At 74.4% G+C, this 18,240-nt stretch carries 20 protein-coding genes; 12 read left to right on the top strand and 8 right to left on the bottom strand.

Annotated features, from left to right (window positions below; translation table 11 throughout):
- Positions 1-12: 12 nt before the first annotated feature.
- Together ACI795_RS08375 and ACI795_RS08370 are read left to right on the top strand one after the other, a co-directional pair.
- Entirely contained in the window at positions 13-549 is a 537-nt protein-coding gene (locus ACI795_RS08375; protein ID WP_457075017.1) for a MarR family winged helix-turn-helix transcriptional regulator, read from the top strand.
- The gene (locus ACI795_RS08370; protein WP_457075016.1) at positions 546-2,210 is read left to right on the top strand and encodes an MDR family MFS transporter; all 1,665 of its coding nucleotides are present in this window, start codon (positions 546-548) and stop codon (positions 2,208-2,210) included. The genes ACI795_RS08375 and ACI795_RS08370 overlap by 4 nt, the downstream gene beginning before the upstream one ends.
- Positions 2,211-2,330: 120 nt before the next feature.
- On the opposite strand, the gene ACI795_RS08365 is transcribed toward ACI795_RS08370, so the two are convergent.
- On the bottom strand, positions 2,331-2,765 hold the full coding sequence (locus ACI795_RS08365; protein ID WP_457075015.1) for an OsmC family protein: 435 nt from the start codon (positions 2,763-2,765) through the stop codon (positions 2,331-2,333).
- A gap of 138 nt (positions 2,766-2,903) precedes the next feature.
- Positions 2,904-3,365, bottom strand: a complete 462-nt coding sequence (locus ACI795_RS08360; protein ID WP_457075014.1) for a MarR family winged helix-turn-helix transcriptional regulator — start codon at positions 3,363-3,365, stop codon at positions 2,904-2,906.
- A gap of 207 nt (positions 3,366-3,572) precedes the next feature.
- Here ACI795_RS08360 and clpB point away from each other — a divergent pair, with 207 nt between their 5' ends.
- The 3 genes from clpB (at position 3,573) to ACI795_RS08345 (ending at position 7,588) form a co-directional block, all read left to right on the top strand.
- The gene (clpB, locus tag ACI795_RS08355; RefSeq protein ID WP_457075013.1) at positions 3,573-6,164 is read left to right on the top strand and encodes an ATP-dependent chaperone ClpB; all 2,592 of its coding nucleotides are present in this window, start codon (positions 3,573-3,575) and stop codon (positions 6,162-6,164) included.
- Between the two features lie 157 nt (positions 6,165-6,321).
- Positions 6,322-6,738 (top strand): hypothetical protein, encoded by a 417-nt coding sequence (locus ACI795_RS08350; RefSeq protein ID WP_457075012.1) that lies wholly within the window; start codon positions 6,322-6,324, stop codon positions 6,736-6,738.
- Positions 6,739-6,847: 109 nt separating this feature from the next.
- Positions 6,848-7,588, top strand: coding sequence for a hypothetical protein (locus ACI795_RS08345; protein WP_457075011.1), 741 nt, complete (start codon positions 6,848-6,850; stop codon positions 7,586-7,588).
- A 47-nt stretch (positions 7,589-7,635) separates the two neighbouring features.
- On the opposite strand, the gene ACI795_RS08340 is transcribed toward ACI795_RS08345, so the two are convergent.
- Complete coding sequence (locus ACI795_RS08340) at positions 7,636-8,112, bottom strand: hypothetical protein (RefSeq protein WP_457075010.1); 477 nt, start codon at positions 8,110-8,112, stop codon at positions 7,636-7,638.
- A gap of 131 nt (positions 8,113-8,243) precedes the next feature.
- Here ACI795_RS08340 and ACI795_RS08335 point away from each other — a divergent pair, with 131 nt between their 5' ends.
- The 5 genes from ACI795_RS08335 to ACI795_RS08315 all read left to right on the top strand — a co-directional run bounded on the left by ACI795_RS08335 (position 8,244) and on the right by ACI795_RS08315 (position 11,398).
- Entirely contained in the window at positions 8,244-8,939 is a 696-nt protein-coding gene (locus tag ACI795_RS08335) for a fasciclin domain-containing protein (RefSeq protein ID WP_457075009.1), read from the top strand.
- 10 nt (positions 8,940-8,949) lie between these two features.
- Positions 8,950-9,507 (top strand): orotate phosphoribosyltransferase, encoded by a 558-nt coding sequence (pyrE, locus tag ACI795_RS08330; protein ID WP_457075008.1) that lies wholly within the window; start codon positions 8,950-8,952, stop codon positions 9,505-9,507.
- A 106-nt stretch (positions 9,508-9,613) separates the two neighbouring features.
- Positions 9,614-10,645: a class II fructose-bisphosphate aldolase gene (fbaA, locus tag ACI795_RS08325; protein ID WP_457075007.1), complete on the top strand. Its 1,032-nt coding sequence runs from the start codon at positions 9,614-9,616 to the stop codon at positions 10,643-10,645.
- 2 nt (positions 10,646-10,647) lie between these two features.
- Positions 10,648-11,052: a DUF3151 domain-containing protein gene (locus ACI795_RS08320; protein ID WP_457075006.1), complete on the top strand. Its 405-nt coding sequence runs from the start codon at positions 10,648-10,650 to the stop codon at positions 11,050-11,052.
- 199 nt (positions 11,053-11,251) lie between these two features.
- Positions 11,252-11,398, top strand: a complete 147-nt coding sequence (locus ACI795_RS08315; RefSeq protein WP_457075005.1) for a GPGG-motif small membrane protein — start codon at positions 11,252-11,254, stop codon at positions 11,396-11,398.
- A 66-nt stretch (positions 11,399-11,464) separates the two neighbouring features.
- On the opposite strand, the gene ACI795_RS08310 is transcribed toward ACI795_RS08315, so the two are convergent.
- From ACI795_RS08310 to ACI795_RS08295, 4 genes are all read right to left on the bottom strand, one after another.
- Positions 11,465-12,301: an ATP-binding cassette domain-containing protein gene (locus ACI795_RS08310; protein ID WP_457075004.1), complete on the bottom strand. Its 837-nt coding sequence runs from the start codon at positions 12,299-12,301 to the stop codon at positions 11,465-11,467.
- Positions 12,298-13,362: an ABC transporter permease gene (locus ACI795_RS08305; RefSeq protein ID WP_457075003.1), complete on the bottom strand. Its 1,065-nt coding sequence runs from the start codon at positions 13,360-13,362 to the stop codon at positions 12,298-12,300. Before ACI795_RS08305 ends, ACI795_RS08310 begins: the two co-directional genes overlap by 4 nt.
- A gap of 140 nt (positions 13,363-13,502) precedes the next feature.
- Positions 13,503-14,012, bottom strand: coding sequence for a YqeB family protein (locus ACI795_RS08300; protein WP_457075002.1), 510 nt, complete (start codon positions 14,010-14,012; stop codon positions 13,503-13,505).
- 14 nt (positions 14,013-14,026) lie between these two features.
- Positions 14,027-14,644 (bottom strand): hypothetical protein, encoded by a 618-nt coding sequence (locus ACI795_RS08295; RefSeq protein ID WP_457075001.1) that lies wholly within the window; start codon positions 14,642-14,644, stop codon positions 14,027-14,029.
- Between the two features lie 65 nt (positions 14,645-14,709).
- On the opposite strand from ACI795_RS08295, the gene ACI795_RS08290 reads away from it, so the two are divergent.
- Positions 14,710-15,999, top strand: a complete 1,290-nt coding sequence (locus tag ACI795_RS08290; RefSeq protein WP_457075000.1) for an adenylosuccinate synthase — start codon at positions 14,710-14,712, stop codon at positions 15,997-15,999.
- Positions 16,000-16,058: 59 nt separating this feature from the next.
- Here the strand turns inward: ACI795_RS08290 and ACI795_RS08285 are convergent, their stop codons facing one another.
- Positions 16,059-17,105 carry a glycerophosphodiester phosphodiesterase family protein gene (locus tag ACI795_RS08285; protein ID WP_457074999.1) on the bottom strand — a complete coding sequence of 349 codons (1,047 nt, stop codon included), beginning with the start codon at positions 17,103-17,105 and terminating at the stop codon, positions 16,059-16,061.
- A gap of 179 nt (positions 17,106-17,284) precedes the next feature.
- On the opposite strand from ACI795_RS08285, the gene rsgA reads away from it, so the two are divergent.
- The gene (rsgA, locus tag ACI795_RS08280) at positions 17,285-18,232 is read left to right on the top strand and encodes a ribosome small subunit-dependent GTPase A (RefSeq protein ID WP_457074998.1); all 948 of its coding nucleotides are present in this window, start codon (positions 17,285-17,287) and stop codon (positions 18,230-18,232) included.
- The last annotated feature ends 8 nt before the right edge of the window (positions 18,233-18,240 follow it).

The following is an 18,240-nucleotide window of genomic DNA, read 5'->3' as shown; positions in this document are numbered from 1 at the left end:
GGGGGCGGGGACGTGCACATCACCCGGGACACCTCCCAGCGGATGACCGCCGGGCTGGCCCGGCTGCTCCGCACCACGCGCCAGCTCGGCCACCGAGTGGCCGCGGACCTCTACGGCGACCTGCCGTCCTTCGGCTGGGCGGTGCTCGCCCCGCTCGAGGAGCACGGGCCCCAGCGCTGCAGCGCGCTCGCCGGGTACGCCGGTGTCGACGTCTCGGTCGCCAGTCGGCAGGTCGCCGCGCTGGAGCGCGCCGGGTACGTCCAGCGCCGCCCCGACCCGCAGGACGGCCGGGCGAGCCTGATCAGCCTCAGCGACGCCGGGGCCGCCGCGCTCGCACGCACCCGCGACGTCCGCAGCCAGTGGGCGCTCAGCGCCCTCGACGACTGGACCGAGGACGAGGCCCGCGAGTTCACGCGCTCGCTGGAGAAGCTCGCCGACGGCCTGGACCGGGCCGGTCGCCCGTCCGCAGCGATCCACCCCGGTGCCGCTCCAGCGGCCCCGGCCCTCCCTCCCGCACGACCGCAGCACCCTCAGGAGACCCGCGCATGAGCACCCCCGCCCCGACCCGGCCCGAGGCCGGTCCCGTCCCCGCCGCCGAGGCACCGGTCCAGCAGCAGGGCCGGATGACCCACCGGCAGGTGCTGTCCGCGCTGTCGGGGATGTTGCTGGCGATGTTCGTCGCCTTCCTGTCCTCGACCGTCGTCTCCAACGCCCTGCCGACGATCATCACCGAGCTGCGCGGCTCGCAGAGCCAGTACACGTGGGTGGTCACCGCCACCCTGCTCGCCTCCACGGCGTCCACCCCGATCTGGGGCAAGCTCGCCGACCTGTTCAGCAAGAAGCTGCTGATCCAGATCGCGATCGTGGTCTTCATCGTCGGCTCGATGCTGGCCGGGCTGGCGCAGTCGGTGCCCACGTTGATCGGCTGGCGGGTGCTCCAGGGCCTGGGCCTCGGTGGCCTGCAGGCGCTGGTGCAGATCGCGATGGCGGCGATGATCAGCCCGCGCGAGCGCGGCCGGTACTCCGGCCTGCTGGGCGGCGTCATGGCGGTGGCCACCGTCGGCGGACCGCTGATCGGCGGTCTCCTGGTGGACACCAGCTGGCTGGGCTGGCGGTGGTGCTTCTACGTCGGCGTCCCGTTCGCCGTGGCCGCCCTGGTGCTGCTCCAGCGCACCCTGCACCTGCCGGTGACCAAGCGCGACGTCTCCATCGACTACCTGGGGGCCGGCCTCCTCACCGCCGGCGTCTCCGCGCTGCTGATCTGGGTCACCCTCGCCGGGGACACCTTCGCCTGGGCGTCGGTGGAGACCGCGCTGTTCCTCACCGGCGGCGTCCTGGCGATCGTCGCCTTCGTCGTCACCGAGCTGCGCGCCACCGAGCCGATCGTGCCGCTGCGGCTGTTCCGTGACCGCACCACGACCCTGGCCATCATCGCCAGCGTCGCGATCGGTGTGGCGATGTTCGGCTCGACGGTCTTCCTCGGCCAGTACCTGCAGATCTCCCGCGGCTACTCGCCCACGGCGGCCGGGCTGCTCACCATCCCGATGGTCGGCGGCCTGCTGGTCTCCTCCACCGTCTCGGGCATCCTGATCACCCGGTACGGCCGGTGGAAGCGGTTCCTGGTGGCCGGGTCGCTGCTGGTCGCCGTCGGCTTCGGGCTGCTGTCGACGATCGACCACGCGACGAACATGGTCCTGCTCGGCGTCTTCCTGGCCGTGCTCGGCATCGGCATCGGGATGACCATGCAGAACCTGGTGCTCGCGGTGCAGAACACCGTCGCGGCCACCGACCTGGGCGCGGCCAGCTCCGCGGTCGCCTTCTTCCGGAGCCTGGGCGGCACGATCGGCGTCTCGGTGCTGGGTGCCGTGCTCTCCACCCGGGTCGGCGACCTGATCCAGCAGGGTCTGGCCGGCGTGCCCGGAGCCGCTGGATCCGCCGGGTCCGGCGATCTCGGCCTGGCCGACCTCGCCGACGCGCCGGCGCCGATCCGCGAGCTGATCGCGGTCTCCTACGGCGACGCCACCGGGCGGATCTTCTTCATCGCCGCCGCCCTGTCGCTGGTCACCATCGTCGCGATCGTGGCCATCCGGGAGGTCGCGCTGCGCACCGACACCGGTGACGAGCGGCTGCGCACCGAGACCACCGGGGACGTGACCGCCGAGGTCGACCACCAGCTGGCCGACGCCGGCACGGGCACCTCTCGCCGCTGACCCGCACACGACGAAGGCCCGCCTCCCGAGCCGGGAGGCGGGCCTTCGTGACGTACTGGAACGGCCCCGTCCAGAGGCTCACCCTGAGCTTGCGAAGGGTGAGGGGGACGGGGTCCTTCTTCAGACGAGCGAGGCGTCCAGGCTGATGTCGACCGCGGACAGCGCCTTGCTCACCGGGCAGCCGACCTTGGCGGCCTGCGCAGCCTGCTGGAAGCCGTCGGCGTCGAGACCGCCCACCTCGCCGCGCACGGTCAGCTTGATGCCGGTGATGGCCGACGCGCCGTCCTTCTGGCCGAGGGTGACTTCGGCGGTCACCTCGAGCGACTCGGTGGTGCCGCCGGCCTTGCCGATCTCGTTGGACAGCGCCATCGCGAAGCACGAGGAGTGGGCCGCGGCGATGAGCTCCTCGGGGCTGGTGGTGCCCCCGGCCTCATCGGCGGCGCGCTTGGGGAAGCTGACGTCGTAGGTGCCGACCTTCGAGCTGCTGAGCTCGACCTGGCCGGAGCCCTCCTGGAGCGAGCCGTTCCAGGCGGTGCGTGCGGTGCGAGTGGGCACGGGGCCTCCTTGCGTGGACGGTGTCCACCGCGCGGATGCGGTGGTTGCGGTCACCTGTTCCTGCCGAGCACAACCGTGCGCAGCGGCCGGGATTCCCGCCACCGGAGGCCCGTTCCGGGCCCGCTGAGGGCGTTCCGCTCAGGCGGGGACGTCGGCCCGCGAACCGGTGACCCGGTCGGTGATCGTGCGCAGCTGGCCCTTCAGGGCGTCGAACTCCTGCTGGTCCAGCGCCAGCGCGTCGATCATCTCCGCGGAGATCGCGCAGGCCGGTCCCTCCAGGGCGCGGCCCCGCTCGGTCAGGCGCACCGACACCGAGCGCTCGTCGTCGGCCCGCCGGTGGCGGGTGACGAGGCCGGCCGTGGTGAGGCGCTTGAGCAGCGGCGACAGGGTGCCGGAGTCCAGGGCGAGCCGGGACCCGAGCTGGCCCACGGTCTGCCCGTCCTCCTCCCACAGCAGCATCAGGACGAGGTACTGGGGATAGGTGACCCCCAGTTCGTCGAGCATGGGCCGGTAGCGCGCGGTGACCGCACGGGAGGCCGCGTACAGGGCGAAGCAGAGCTGGTCGTCGAGAGCCACGCTCGGCGACGGGGTGTCCGTCATGCCCACAGAGTAGGGCGCCATCGGGCGGGAAACAGTTGTGTGACTCATCTCGGTGCTCCTCGCGGGGTGGGAGTGGCGACAGAGGCGGAGGTCCCGACCGCGTCGGGGAGCGCCACTGGACGCCGAGGGTTGAGTGGAACAGACTCAACTCCTGGTCCGTTGGACCCTGCGAGCACGCCCCCACACGGAAGGACCCGACCCCCGACCATGCAGAGCAAGCTCACCACCCGTTCGCAGGAGGCGGTCGCCGCCGCGCAGCGACTGGCGGTCGACCGCGGCCAGGCCGCCCTGGAGCCGCTGCACCTGCTGGTCGCCCTGCTCGAGCAGACCGACGGCATCGCCGGCCCGCTGCTGCAGGCGGCCGGCGCCGACCCCGCCGACGTCCGCGCGAAGGCCGACGCCGCGCTGCGCCGCATGCCCAGCGTCAGCGGCGCCACGGTGGCCGCGCCGTCGCCGTCCCGCGAGCTGCTCCGGGCGATCAACGCCGCCGGTGAGCAGGCCAGCGCCCTGGGCGACGAGTACGTCTCCACCGAGCACCTGCTGGTCGGCCTGGCCACCACCGAGGGCGAGGCCGGCGCGGTGTTGACCAGCGCCGGCGCCACCCGTGACGTGCTGCTGGCCGCCTTCCGCACCGTCCGGGGCACCCGCAAGGTGACCAGCCCCGACCCGGAGAGCACCTTCCAGGCGCTGGAGAAGTACGCCGTCGACCTGACCCAGCGGGCCCGCGACGGGCGGATCGACCCGGTCATCGGCCGGGACACCGAGATCCGCCGCGTGGTGCAGGTGCTGTCCCGGCGCACCAAGAACAACCCGGTGCTGATCGGCGAGCCCGGCGTCGGCAAGACCGCCATCGTCGAGGGGCTCGCGCAGCGGATCGTCGCCGGCGACGTCCCGGAGAGCCTCAAGGGCAAGCGGCTGATGGCGCTGGACCTGGGCGCGATGGTGGCCGGCGCCAAGTACCGCGGCGAGTTCGAGGAGCGGCTCAAGGCCGTGCTGCAGGAGATCACCGAGGCCGAGGGGCAGGTGATCACCTTCATCGACGAGCTGCACACCATCGTCGGCGCCGGTGCGACCGGGGACTCGGCGATGGACGCGGGGAACATGATCAAGCCGATGCTCGCCCGTGGTGAGCTGCGGATGGTCGGCGCCACCACGCTCGACGAGTACCGCGAGCACATCGAGAAGGACGCGGCGCTGGAGCGCCGGTTCCAGCAGGTGCTCGTCGGCGAGCCCAGCGTCCCGGACACCATCGGCATCCTGCGCGGCCTCAAGGAGCGGTACGAGGTGCACCACGGGGTCCGGATCACCGACGCCGCGATCGTCGCCGCCGCGACGCTCTCCGATCGCTACGTCACCGCCCGCTTCCTGCCGGACAAGGCCATCGACCTGGTCGACGAGGCCGCCAGCCGGCTGCGCATGGAGATCGACAGCCGGCCGGTGGAGGTCGACGAGGTCGAGCGCGCGGTGCGGCGGATGGAGATCGAGGAGATGGCGCTGGCCAAGGAGGACGACCCCTCCTCGATCGACCGGCTGGCGGCGCTGCGCACCGAGCTGGCCGACCGGCGCCAGGAGCTGGACGAGCTGACCGCCCGGTGGCAGCAGGACAAGACCGCCATCGACCGGATCCAGCGCACCAAGGAGGAGCTGGAGGCCGCCCGCCTGGAGGCCGAGCGGGCCGAGCGGGACGGCGACCTGGCCCGCGCCGCTGAGCTCCGCTACGGCCGGATGCCCCAGCTGGAGCGCGACCTGACCGCCGCGGAGGCGTCGGTGGCCGCCCGGGAGTCGATGCTCAAGGAGGAGGTCGGCCCCGACGACATCGCCGAGGTCGTGCAGGCCTGGACCGGCATCCCCGCCGGTCGGCTGCTGGAGGGGGAGACCCAGAAGCTGCTGCGGATGGAGGAGGACCTGGCCCAGCGGGTCGTCGGCCAGCCCGACGCCGTCCGGGCCGTCGCCGACGCCGTCCGCCGCTCGCGCTCCGGCGTCGCCGACCCGGACCGGCCGACCGGGTCGTTCCTGTTCCTCGGCCCCACCGGCGTCGGCAAGACCGAGCTGGCCAAGGCGCTGGCGGAGTTCCTCTTCGACGACGAGCGGGCGATGGTCCGCATCGACATGAGCGAGTACTCCGAGAAGCACTCGGTGGCCCGCCTGGTCGGCGCCCCGCCCGGCTACGTCGGGTACGAGGCCGGTGGCCAGCTCACCGAGGCCGTCCGGCGCCGGCCGTACACCGTCGTCCTGCTCGACGAGGTGGAGAAGGCCCACGCCGACGTCTTCGACGTGCTGCTGCAGGTGCTCGACGACGGCCGGCTGACCGACGGGCAGGGGCGCACGGTCGACTTCCGCAACACCCTGCTGATCCTCACCTCCAACCTGGGGTCGCAGGTCATCGCCGACCAGTCGGTGCCCGAGGACGCGCGGCGCCGGGCCGTGATGGACGTCGTGCGGGCGCACTTCAAGCCGGAGTTCCTCAACCGGCTCGACGACGTGGTGATGTTCCGGGCGCTGGGCTCGGAGGAGCTGGCCGGCATCGTCGACATCCAGGTCGGGGTGCTCGCCCGCCGGCTGGCGGCCCGCCGACTCACCCTGCGGGTCACCGACGCCGCGCGGGAGTGGCTGGCGCTCAACGGGTTCGACCCGGTCTACGGCGCCCGGCCGCTGCGCCGGCTGGTGCAGTCCGCGATCGGCGACCAGCTGGCCCGGGCGCTGCTGTCCGGGGAGATCCGCGACGGCGACGAGGTCGTCGTCGACTGGCCGGCCGACGTCGCCCAGGGCGACGCCGGGCTGTCGGTCACCCGCGGCTGAGGAGGGACCGCGTCCTCCGCACTCCTCGTGAGCCCGGCGTGGGCCTCCGGACGGGGGCCGAGCCTGTGGACGACGGCTGCGCGGCGTCGCCCGCCCGCCCTACCGTCCGGTCCTGCCCTGCGGCGCACCCGGCGTCGCGGCGGCCGGGAGGACGGTCATGGGAACGGAGACGGCGACAGCGGGGCGCACCCTGCAGGCGGCGCGCTGGGTGATCCGGATCGGTCGCGTCGAGTGGGCGGTGCTGGCGCTCTCCGCCGCGTGGTCGCTGGTCCTCGTGGCGGTGACCCTCTCGCCGGTGGCGTTGCTCCTGCCGCTGGGGCTGGCGGTGCTGGCCACCGTGTGGGGCGCCGTGGTCCGGGCGTTCGAGCGGCACCGGCGGTGGGCCTGGTGGGTGCTGCTCGGGGCCGGCCTGCTCACACTGCTCACCGGCCTGCTGTCCCCGGAGCGGGGGCCCCTCGCTGCCGGCTGGCACGTCGTCGCGGTGGTGCAGGTGCTCCTCCTGCTGCACCCCGACAGCCGGGAGTGGGTCGCCGCGGACCCGGTGGACCCACCCGTCGCCCCGGTGCCCAGCTGACGTCGGGCCGCGTCGCCGAGCGTGTGAGCGTGCCGACACGGTCTCGATGGCCGATGATCAACAGCGACAGAGTCGCCACAGCACGACACCGGTCGTTCGAGGAGCCGTCATGACGTCAGGACCGCAGGACCCGCAGCAGGGTGGCTGGGGCCCGCCACCCGGGCAGGGCCCGGAGGGCCAGGGCTCCCCGGGGCAGGGCTCCCCGGGGCAGGGGCAGCACGGTGGCTGGGGAGCGCCCGGACAGGGCCAGCAGGGTGGCTGGGGCGCCCCCGGTCAGGGGCAGCAGGGCGGCTGGGGCCCGCCGCCCGGGCAGGGGCAGCAGGGGCAGCAGCCGCAGTACGGGCAGTACGGGCCCTACGGCCAGGGTGGCGGCTACCCCGCCGCGCCCGGTGGCTGGGACAGCGGCGCCCCGGCCGAGCAGCAGCCCCGGCCCAGCACCGTCCGGTTCGGCATCGGGGCCTTCCTGGCCAGCACGCTGATCAACCTGATCAGCCTGCTGATCAGCTTCTCCGACCTCGACGAGGTCCGGCGCGTGGCCGCCGAGGACTCGGGGCTCACCCCGGAGCAGGTCGATGCGGTCGTCAACACGACGATCGCGATCACGCTGGTGCTGATCCTCGCGTTCCTGGTGGTGATCTGGTTCGCCTGGCAGGGCCGCAACTGGGCGCGCATCGTGCTGTTCGTGCTGGGCGGGATCAGCGTGCTCTTCGGCCTGCTGGGCGCGGGCGTCGGCCTGTCGTTCCTCGGCCTCGTCCAGCTGGTGCTGGTGGTCGCCGGGATCGTGCTGCTGGCCAGCAAGCAGTCCAACGAGTGGTACAAGTCGGAGACCCGGCGGCGGGCCCTCCGCTGACGCCGGGCGCCGCCCCGGGGCTCCCCGGGGCGGCGCCCAGCTGCGGGTCAGCCCCGGCGAGCCACCGGCGGCAGCCAGGCCGTGGTCGTCCGGGCGAGCAGGCTGGTGGCCGCCGCCGCACACAGCACCAGCAGCAGCAGCGCGAACGGGCTCGTGCCGCCGGCGGTGACCATCGAGACCAGGGTCAGTGCGCCGAGGAACAGCGCGCCGAGCAGGCCGGCCCAGCGGGCCCACCGCCGACGCTGGGGCAGGAACACCGCGGCCGCGCCGCAGAGCAGGCCCACGGCCAGGTCACGGACCAGCCCGATGAGCACGAACTGCTCCACCTCGGACCGGTCCAGGTCGGGCTGGGCCTCCAGGAAGCCGTCGACGATGCCGTCGCGCAGCGCGAGGCTGACCACGCCGCTGAGCAGCAGCAGCACCGACAGTGCGGCCAGCAGGCCGGTCGCCACCTTCACCGACACCGGCATGGGCGGGCGCTCGGGGTCGGTGCCGGCGGAACGGGACGACGGGTCGGCGCTCACGCCGCCAGCCTGGCACGTCCGGCCGGCCACGAGCGGCCGACCTCCCGGTGCGGCGGTCGGCAGGATGCGATGCTCGACGACCAGTGCCCCCACCGACCGGAGCGGGCCGCAGGACCAGGAGGAGATGTCCCGTGAAGGCCACCGGGCCGAGCCGCCCCGCAGCACGACCCGCCGTCCGCGCCCTCGCCACGGCCCTCGTCGGTGGCCTGCTGCTCGTGGGCACGGCCTGCAGCGCCGATGACGACGGCGGCGGCGCGGCGGACGCCAGCAGCGCCCCGGCGGGGACCACGTCCGCGGCGACGACCTCCGCGTCGGCCGGTGCGGCCACCGGCACCCCCGTCGGCCCGGCCTGTGCGGGGCTGCCGCCGGAGGGGCCGGGCAGCGTCGCGGCCGGCGCCGCGCTGCCGGCGGCCACCGCGATCAGCCAGAACCCGCTGCTGACCACGGTCACCCAGGCGGTGGTCACCGCCAACCTCGTCGACGTGCTCAACACCCGGCAGGACGTCACCGTGCTCGCGCCGGCCGACTCCGCGTTCGGGGCACTCGGCCCGGAGGCGCTGCCGGAGCTGCAGGCCGACGTCCCGCGGCTCACCGCGCTGCTCACCCACCACGTGCTGCCGGGCCGGCTCGGCCCCGACGAGCTGGCCGGCGAGCACACCACGCTCCTCGGTGACCGGGTCACGCTCACCGGCAGCGGCGAGGAGATCTCGGTGCCGGCGGAGGAGACGCTCGCCGGGGCGGCCCCGGCGACCCTGCTGTGCGGTCCGCTGCAGACGGCGAACGCCACCGTCTACGTCGTCGACCAGGTGCTCGCACCCGCTCAGTAGGGTCGCGACCATGAACGCCCCCGCCACCGCCCACCCCGACCGGGACCGGCTGCTCGAGCTCATCGTGGAGCTCGCGGTGGTCCGCGGGAAGGTCACCCTCTCCTCGGGCCGCGAGGCCGACTGGTACGTCGACCTGCGCCGGGTGACGCTGCACCACGAGGCGGCTCCGCTGGTCGGCCGGGTGATGCGCCAGCTCACCGGCGACCTCCGCTACGACGTCGTCGGCGGGCTCACGCTCGGCGCCGACCCGGTGGCCACCGCGATGCTGCACGCCGCCTCGGCCGGCGAGGGCTTCCTCGACGCCTGCGTCGTGCGCAAGCAGGGCAAGGCGCACGGCCTGCAGCGGCGGATCGAGGGCCCGGACGTCGCCGGCCGGTCCGTGCTCGCCGTCGAGGACACCTCCACCACCGGGGGGAGCGTGCTGCAGGCGGTCGAGGCCCTGCAGGAGGCCGGCGCCGAGGTGGTCGGGGTCGCCGTCGTCGTCGACCGCGGGGCGCGCGCTGCGGTCGAGGCGGCCGGGCTGGAGTACCGCGCGGCGTTCGAGCTCGCCGACCTCGGCCTGGACTGATCCGACCGCCCGCGCCCGCACGACCTGGGGCCGACCTCGGGCGCGGCCCAGTGGGATGCTGACCGGCGAGCAGGAGCCGCTGGTCCCGACGTCAGGAGAGCACCGCATGCCCATCGCGACCCCCGAGGTCTACGCCGACATGATCAGCCGGGCCAAGGAGGGCGGCTTCGCCTACCCGGCGATCAACTGCACCTCCTCGGAGACGATCAACGCCGCGCTGCGCGGATTCGCCGACGCCGGCAGCGACGGGATCATCCAGTTCTCCACCGGCGGCGCGGAGTTCGGCTCCGGCACCCGGGTCAAGGACATGGTCACCGGCGCGGTCGCGCTGGCCGAGTTCGCCCACGTGGTGGCCGAGCGGTACCCGATCAACGTGGCGCTGCACACCGACCACTGCCCCAAGGACAAGCTGGACAGCTACGTCCGCCCGCTGATCGCGATCTCGAAGGACCGGGTCGACGCCGGTCAGGAGCCGCTGTTCCAGTCGCACATGTGGGACGGCTCGGCCATCGAGCTCACCGAGAACCTGGAGATCGCCCAGGAGCTCATCGAGCAGTGCGCGGCCGCCAAGATCGTGCTCGAGGTGGAGATCGGCGTCGTGGGCGGCGAGGAGGACGGCGTCGCCCACGAGATCAACGAGAAGCTCTACACCGCCGACGGCGACTTCGTCCGCACGGCCGAGGCGCTCGGGCTGGGTGAGAAGGGCGTCTACCTGCTCGCCGCGACCTTCGGCAACGTGCACGGGGTCTACAAGCCGGGCAACGTCAAGCTCCGTCCCGACGTCCTCCAGCGTGGCCAGTCCGTCGTCGCCGAGCAGTTCGGCCTCGGCGACCCCAAGCCGTTCAACCTGGTCTTCCACGGCGGCTCCGGCTCGGACCTGTCCGACATCCGGGAGGCGATCTCCTACGGCGTGGTCAAGATGAACGTCGACACCGACACCCAGTACGCCCTCACCCGGGCGATCGCCGGGCACATGTTCAGCAACTACGACGGCGTGCTCAAGGTCGACGGTGAGGTCGGGGTCAAGAAGAGCTACGACCCGCGCACCTACATGAAGCTGGCCGAGGCGAGCATGGCCGACCGGATCGTGCAGGCCTGCCAGGACCTGCAGTCCGCCGGTCAGTCGCAGGCGGCCTGACCATGACGCACGCACACCGCAACCTGCTCGGCGAGCCGCCGGCCACCCTGCTGCCGGTCGACCCCGGCGCCGAGGCGCTCGCGGGCGGCACCGACCCGGCCGAGGTCGCCGCGGCGCACCCCACCTCCAGCGCGGCCTGGGCGGCGCTGGCCGAGGGCGCCCTGGCGGGCGGGCGGACCATCGAGGCCTACGCCTACGCCCGCACCGGTTACCACCGCGGCCTGGACGCGTTGCGCCGCAACGGCTGGAAGGGCTTCGGCCCGGTGCCGTGGTCGCACGAGCCCAACCGCGGGTTCCTGCGCTGCGTGACCGTGCTGGCCGCGGCGGCCGAGCGGATCGGCGAGGTCGACGAGCAGCAGCGCTGCACCGAGCTGCTGCGCGACTGCGACCCGACGCTCGCCCCCTGACCCGACTGCGCAGTCCCGGTCGTCCGGCACGGCGTGTCCTCGCGTGTCGGCGACCAGGACTGCGCACTCGGCGGGCGGTGCGGGCAGGAGCCCGGACAAAAACGGATCTTGATCGTCCCGATGCCGAGACTGCCAAGTCTCGTTACCGTCTGCCTCCGGTCGGCGCCACCGGGCGTCGCCTCGAGGAGAGGGGCTGGTCATGGCCACGTTGCTCTGGATCCTGGCAGTCGTGCTCGTCATCGCGGGGATCGTCGCGATCGTCCGCAAGCAGCTGCTGTGGGGGATCGTGCTGATCGTCGTCGGGCTGCTGGTGGGCCCGGGAGGCGTCAGCATCTTCACCAACTGAACGAGGCCCGGGGGTCCGGATGGACCCCCGGGCCGTTCCGTCTCAGGGCGCACCGGACGGCGGGCATCACAGCTGGTCGCGGCGCAGGCTCTCCGTCAGCCGGGAGAGCTCGTCGCCGCCGGCGACCAGGCGGGTCAGGTCGTCCACGTCCACGTCCTCCCGGGTGAGGTCCCCGGCGACCCGGCCGCCGCCCAGCAGGAGGAACCGGTCGCCCACGAGGTGCGCGTACTGCGGGCTGTGGGTCACGAAGACCACCGCCAGGCCGTCCTCTCGCGCGGCGACGACGGCCTGCAGCACCATCGCGCGCTGGCTCACCGTCATCGGTGCCGTCGGCTCGTCGATGACCAGCACCCGGGCGCCGAAGTGCAGGGCGCGGGCGATCGCCAGGCTCTGCCGCTCGCCGGCCTGCAGCGCGCTGGCCGCCTGGTCGGCGTCCAGCCCGGTGACCCCGACCCGGGCCATCGCCCGCGTGGTGATCTCCTCGGCCCGTCCGACGTCCAGCCGGCGGAAGGGCCAGATCCCGCGGGTCGGCTCGTCGCCCAGGAAGAAGTTCCGCCACACCGACATCAGCGGCGCGATCGCCAGGTCCTGCCAGACGGTGGCGATCCCCTGCGCACGGGCGTGCTTCGGGGAGCGGAGCCGCACCGGGCGGCCGTCGATCAGCAGCTCACCCTCCGCGGGCTGCTCCATGCCGGAGAGGACGGCGACCAGCGTCGACTTCCCCGAGCCGTTCTCGCCGAGGACGCAGGTCACCTCGCCACGCCGCAGCGCCAGCGAGACCCGGGACAGCGCCGGCACGCTGCCGAAGCGGACCGTGACGCCGCGCAGCTCGAGCACGGGGGCCGCGCCGTCGGCGGGGACCTGCTCGGCGGGCTCCGGCGGCCCCTCCCACGCGCTGCTCACGATCGCGGCACCGCCCGCAGCCGCCGCCGCACCACGCCGTTGACCAGCAGGGCGACCAGCAGCAGCACGCCGAGGAAGGCCTCGAACCACCGCGGGTCCCAGCCGGAGAGGGCGATCCCCTCCCGGGCGACGGCGTAGAGCAGCGCGCCCAGCGAGGCGCCCACGGTCGAGCCGTAGCCGCCGGTGAGCAGGCACCCGCCGATCACCGCGACCACGACGAACTGGATCTCCGTGCCCAGCGCCGGGGTCACCTGCACCGCGCCCAGCCGCACCACCCCGAGCGTGCCGATCAGCCAGCCGGCCGCCGCGGTGCCCAGGAAGAGCAGCACGGTGGTGCGCCCGACGGGCACCCCCAGCTCGCGGGCCGGGCGGGCGGCCCCGCCACTGGCGAAGACGGCGTTGCCGAACCGGGTGCGCCACAGCAGCCAGGTGGTGACGACGGTGGCGGCCAGCCACCAGAGCACCGAGATCGGGAACCGGCCGTCACCCAGCTCCGCCGTGGACCCGAAGACCGCCTGCGCGGAGTCCCACCCGGGGGCCCCACGCAGACCGCCGACCCGAGGGGCGTCGGCGACGGCGGCGGCGACCGCCTGGGCGGCACCGGACAGGATGAGGAAGGTCGCGAGGGTGACCAGGAAGCTCGGCAGCCCGGTGCTCACCACCAGCAGCCCGTTGGCCGCCCCGACCAGCAGCGCGGCGACCAGCGACAGCAGCAGAGCGGGCCAGACGCCCAGCCCGAGCTCGGTGACCAGCAGGGCGGTGAGCAGGGCGCTGCTCACCGCCACCACGCCGATCGACAGGTCGAACTGCCCGGCGACCAGCAGCAGCGCGACCGCCACGCCGCCGATCCCCAGCGGCGCGGCGACCTGGAGCACGGCGGCCAGGCCGGCGGAGGAGAGCAGGTCCGGGGACTGCACCCCGAAGAAGAGCGTCAGCAGGGCGACGCCGACCAGCGCGCTGACGCCCGGGCGGGCGAGCAGGCGGTCGAGCATCCGGCGGCCGCGCGAGCGGGGCACCACCGGCACGGGTGGGCCGAACGCCAGCGGGCGGTCCGGGGTCACCGGCAGGGACCGGTCGGGCGACGGGACGACGGCAGCACGACCTCCTCGGGCGGGGCGGTGGACCCAGTGTCCACGACGGGCGCGCTCCGGTGGCGACGGGTCGCGGCGGCCGGGCCGGAGGCAGGTCGCGCCGGCGACGCTCAGTCCAGCCGGCCCTCCCACGGCCAGCCCGCGGCCAGGAAGGCGTCGCGGACCGACCTCGCATCGCCCTCGACGTCGTCGTCGAACAGAGTGCGCCCGGTGCGGTTCTCCATCACCACGTGGGAGCGCCGGCGGTAGACGGCGTCCACGACGTCGCGCGGGACCACCCGCTCCACCCGGCCGCGACGGCGGACCTCGACCTCGGCCGGGCCGATGCGCAGCACCGGCGAGTCGGCGATGACGTACCCCGCGAACAGCAGGCCGGCCACCAGGCCGCCCACCGGCCACCCCCAGGTGAGCCAGGAGCGGTCGAAGGAGCCGATCAGCTCCAGCGGGCCCTGGAACGGCACCCAGGGGAGGTCGGCGGCCCAGCCCGCCAGCCGCGGCAGCAGGAGGCCCGCCGCCACCCCGCCGGCGCCGAACAGGCCGAGCACCCACACCCGGGCCGGGCGGTCGAAGCCGCCCACGGTCCGTTCCGCGGGCCCGCCCGGCGGGTCCTGATCGGTCATCCCCGGTCCTCCGTTCAGGGTCGCAGCAGCCAGCGGACCCGGTCGTCGGCGTACCAGGTCCACTTCGTGACCTGGCGGTCGACGGGCACGCCGTCCCGGGTCACCTGCGCCGGGGCGCTGGCCACCTGCAGCGCCCGTCCGGTGGTGCGGCGCACCGGGCGCAACGGCACGGTGACCACGGCGACCGAGATCCGGTCCGGCGCCGTCCAGTCCGGCCGGACGTCGATCCGGGTGATCGGCCCGTCGGCCACCCGCTGGTCGTCGTGATAGGCCTGCGCGCCCAGGCGGCGAGCCAGTGCGCGGCGCGGCGCGCCGAAGGCGGTGATCCGGCCGTGCCACAGGAGCACGCCGCCGTGGTCGTCCCGGACCAGCGGCAGCTCCCGCTCGGTGCCGGAGCCGACGCCGAGCGCACGGGCCAGCCCGCGGGACGCGGCGTCGTCCGCCGGTTCCCAGGCGACCGGGACGGCGGGCAGCCGCTCCTTGCGCCAGAGCCTGGTCAGCACCGCCGCGAGCGCGGGGACCGGGCCCAGCACACGCACCTCCTCGGCGTCGTCGACGACCGAGGCGACGTGCCGGCGGGACGGCGGCTGGGTGGCCGCCAGACCGCGCAGGTCGAGCTGAGTCGCGGGCATGCCGATACCCTGCCACCTGGCCAACCGGTTCCTGCCGGTGTCGATGTGACGAGGAGACCGACCCGATGCCCGCAGTCGTGCTGATCGGCGCCCAGTGGGGCGACGAGGGCAAGGGGAAGGCGACGGACCTGCTGGGCGGGCGCGTCCCCTACGTGGTCCGGTACCAGGGCGGCAACAACGCCGGGCACACCGTGATCACCCCGGACGGCGAGAAGTACGCCCTGCACCTGATCCCCTCGGGCATCCTCACCCCGGGCTGCACGCCGGTGATCGGCAACGGCGTCGTCATCGACCCCGAGGTGCTCATCGGCGAGCTCGCCGGCCTGGAGGAGCGCGGCGTCGACACCTCGCGCCTGGTCATCTCCGCCGACGCGCACCTGATCATGCCGCACCACCGCGCGCTGGACCGGGTCACCGAGCGGTTCCTCGGGAAGCGGAAGATCGGGACCACCGGCCGCGGCATCGGCCCGGCCTACGGCGACAAGGTCGCCCGCAACGGCATCCGCGTGGCCGACCTGCTGGACCTCTCCATCCTCCGGCAGAAGCTCGAGGGCACCTTGACGGAGAAGAACCAGGTCCTGGTCAAGGTCTACAACCGCAAGGCCATCGACGTCGACGAGGTGGTCGAGGAGTACGCCGGCTACGCCGAGCAGCTCAAGCACCGCATCGCCGACACCCGGCTGCTGCTGGGCAAGGCCCTGGACGCCGGCGAGTGGGTGCTGCTGGAGGGCTCGCAGGGCACCCTGCTCGACGTCGACCACGGCACCTATCCGTTCGTCACGTCGTCCAACCCGACCGCCGGCGGTGCGGCCGTGGGCGCCGGCGTCGGCCCCACCCGGATCGAGCGCGTGGTGGGCATCCTCAAGGCCTACACGACCCGCGTCGGCTCCGGTCCCTTCCCCACCGAGCTGCACGACCAGTGGGGCGAGTACCTCCGCAAGCACGGTGGTGAGGTCGGCGTGACCACCGGCCGGGACCGCCGCTGCGGCTGGTTCGACGCCGTCGTCGCCCGGTACGCCAGCCGGGTCAACGGGATCACCGACTACTTCCTCACCAAGCTCGACGTCCTCTCCGGGCTGGAGACGGTGCCGATCTGCGTCGCCTACGACGTCGACGGCGTCCGGCACGACGAGATGCCGATGACGCAGACCGACTTCCACCACGCGAAGCCGGTCTACGAGGAGATGCCCGGCTGGTTCGAGGACATCACCGACTGCCGGCGTTTCGAGGACCTGCCGGCCAACGCCCAGGCCTACGTGCGCCGGCTGGAGGAGCTCTCCGGCGCCCGGGTGAGCGTCATCGGCGTGGGCCCGGGCCGCGACCAGAACGTCGTGATCCACGACCTGCTCGAGTAAGGGCCCGCTGCCCCCACTGCTCGCCCGCGCGCGGCGGGCCCCTGCGGCGGGGCCGCGGCTCAGACGCGGGGGCGGACGGGGGCCAGCGCCTCGGCGGACAGCTCGGCGCGGGCCCGGAAGGCGGTCTCCGGGGCGTCGCTGATGACGCCGTCACAGCCGAGGGCGAACAGCAGCCGCGCCTCGGCCTGCGCGTCGCCCAGGTCGTGCGGGTCGTTGCTGGAGCGCAGGTGCCGCGGCAGGAAGAGGTTCTCCGGCCGCAGCGTCCACGGCGTGATGGTCAGTCCGGCCCGGTGCGCCTGGCTGACCAGGTCGGAGACGCCCCGGAGCGAGCCGTCGGCGCCGTGCAGCAGGATGCGGCCCTTGTGCGGGGCGACGCCCTGGGCGTAGGTGGAGATCTCGCGCAGGCCGGCCGGGGTGACCAGGGCGTCCTGCACGCCCTCCTCCTCGACCAGCTGGACCAGCACCGGGCCGCCGGCGCCGAGGTCGGCGCGCAGCTCCCGGAGCGGCGCCTGCTCGAAGGCCATCACGATCACCGTGCCGCCGGTGTGCGCGGCGTCCAGCCGGCGCAGCTCGGCGGCGACCAGCTCGGTCATCGGCAGCCCCTGCGCGGCGAACCAGGCGACGTGCTTGAGCTCGGCCTGCACCTGGACCTGCCGGGTCGGGGTCGACCGCCGCCGGGCCAGCTCCACGACGTCGGCCAGGGTGAGCACGCCGAAGCGGCCGTCGTAGGCGGTGTTCAGCGGGCGCACGGCGGGCAGGCGTTCGACCGCCCGCAGGGTGCGCAGCTCGTCGAGGGTGAAGTCCTGCACGAACCAGCCGGTCAGCTCCTCCCCGTCCACCTCCGTGGTGCGCCGGCGGTCGGCGAACTCCGGGCGGCCGGCGACGTCGGTGGACCGGGACAGCTCGGCGTCGTGCCGGGCGATGAGGACGCCGTCACGGGAGACGACGAGATCGGGCTCGATCCGGTCGGCGCCCAGGTCGATGGCGAGCTCGTAGCTCGCCGCGGTGTGCTCGGGGCGGTAGCTGGGAGCGCCGCGGTGACCGATCACCACCGGGGAGGAGGTCCGTCGGGACGAGGGAGCGGCCCGCAGGCCGGTCTCGGACATGGGTCCAGGGAAACCCACCCCGCCGTCCGATGGGTGAACGTGCGCCGACTCCATGGGGACAAATCGGAGGACAAGCCCCCGAGCTGCAGGTCAGCATGACCCGTGTGAGTGATGTCTCAGTCCCGGGTGTGTCGTGCACGACCGACCCGGTCGTGCCGGCAGGGTGCCGCGCCGGCCGGGTGGCGCGGGTGGACCGCGGCCTGCTCACCGTGCTCACCGCGGACGGCGAAGAGCGGGTGCGGACGGCCGCCGTCCTCCGTGACGACTGCGCGCCGGCGGTCGGCGACTGGGTCGCGGTGCGCGGCGAGCTCGCGGTGGCGCTGCTCCCGCGGCGGACGGCGTTCGTGCGCACCGCCGCCGGCCGGGGCTCCGCGCCGCAGGTGGTGGCCGCCAACGTCGACCTGGTGCTCGTCGTCGACTCGCTGGCCGGGGAGGCGCGGCTGCGGCGGATCGAGCGCTACCTGGCCGTGGCGTGGGGCAGCGGGGCGACCCCGGTCGTCGTCCTGACCAAGGCCGACCTCTGCCCGGACGTGCCGGCCGCCGTCGCGCAGGTGGCCGAGAACGCGGTCGGCGTGACGGTCCTGCCGGTCTCCGCGCGCACCGGCGCGGGCGTCGATGCGGTGCGGGCGCTGCTGGCGCCCGGCTGCACGGCGGCGATGGTCGGCCCGTCCGGGGTGGGGAAGTCCAGCCTCGCCAACGCGCTGGCCGGCCGGCCCGTCGCGGCGACCGCGGAGATCCGCGGTGACGGCCGCGGCCGGCACACCACCACCGCCCGCCAGCTGCACCAGCTGCCCGGTGGCGCGCTGCTGGTGGACACCCCCGGCATGCGGGAGCTCGCCCTGGCCGGCGAGGCAGGGCTGGACGACGCCTACGCCGACGTCGTCGCGCTCGCCGCCGGGTGTCGCTTCCGGAACTGCGCGCACCGCACCGAACCGGGGTGCGCGGTCGCCGCGGCCATCGCGGACGGCGAGCTGGACCCGGGCCGGCTGGTGGCCTGGCGCAAGCTCCAGGCCGAGGCGCACCGCCAGGAACTGCGCGCCGACGCCCGGGCCCGGTCCCAGGAGACGGCCCGGCTGCGGGCGCTGCACCGGGAGCGTCGGGGCTCGGCCGGGCGGCCCCGGCGCTGACCGGTCCG

The organism is Modestobacter sp. SYSU DS0290 (assembly GCF_054050955.1).
Note: the sequence above shows the minus strand (reverse complement) of the source record. Positions and strands in the feature narration are given on the sequence as shown.

Excerpts from the sequence above, each read along its gene's own strand:
- ACI795_RS08370 (WP_457075016.1), top strand. The coding sequence starts at position 546 with ATGAGCACCCCCGCCCCGACCCGGCCCGAGGCCGGTCCCGTCCCCGCC.
- ACI795_RS08360 (WP_457075014.1), bottom strand. The coding sequence starts at position 3,365 with ATGACGGACACCCCGTCGCCGAGCGTGGCTCTCGACGACCAGCTCTGC.
- clpB (WP_457075013.1), top strand. The coding sequence starts at position 3,573 with ATGCAGAGCAAGCTCACCACCCGTTCGCAGGAGGCGGTCGCCGCCGCG.
- ACI795_RS08350 (WP_457075012.1), top strand. The coding sequence starts at position 6,322 with ATGGGAACGGAGACGGCGACAGCGGGGCGCACCCTGCAGGCGGCGCGC.
- ACI795_RS08345 (WP_457075011.1), top strand. The coding sequence starts at position 6,848 with ATGACGTCAGGACCGCAGGACCCGCAGCAGGGTGGCTGGGGCCCGCCA.
- pyrE (WP_457075008.1), top strand. The coding sequence starts at position 8,950 with ATGAACGCCCCCGCCACCGCCCACCCCGACCGGGACCGGCTGCTCGAG.
- fbaA (WP_457075007.1), top strand. The coding sequence starts at position 9,614 with ATGCCCATCGCGACCCCCGAGGTCTACGCCGACATGATCAGCCGGGCC.
- ACI795_RS08320 (WP_457075006.1), top strand. The coding sequence starts at position 10,648 with ATGACGCACGCACACCGCAACCTGCTCGGCGAGCCGCCGGCCACCCTG.
- ACI795_RS08315 (WP_457075005.1), top strand. The coding sequence starts at position 11,252 with ATGGCCACGTTGCTCTGGATCCTGGCAGTCGTGCTCGTCATCGCGGGG.
- ACI795_RS08300 (WP_457075002.1), bottom strand. The coding sequence starts at position 14,012 with ATGACCGATCAGGACCCGCCGGGCGGGCCCGCGGAACGGACCGTGGGC.
- ACI795_RS08295 (WP_457075001.1), bottom strand. The coding sequence starts at position 14,644 with ATGCCCGCGACTCAGCTCGACCTGCGCGGTCTGGCGGCCACCCAGCCG.
- ACI795_RS08290 (WP_457075000.1), top strand. The coding sequence starts at position 14,710 with ATGCCCGCAGTCGTGCTGATCGGCGCCCAGTGGGGCGACGAGGGCAAG.
- ACI795_RS08285 (WP_457074999.1), bottom strand. The coding sequence starts at position 17,105 with ATGTCCGAGACCGGCCTGCGGGCCGCTCCCTCGTCCCGACGGACCTCC.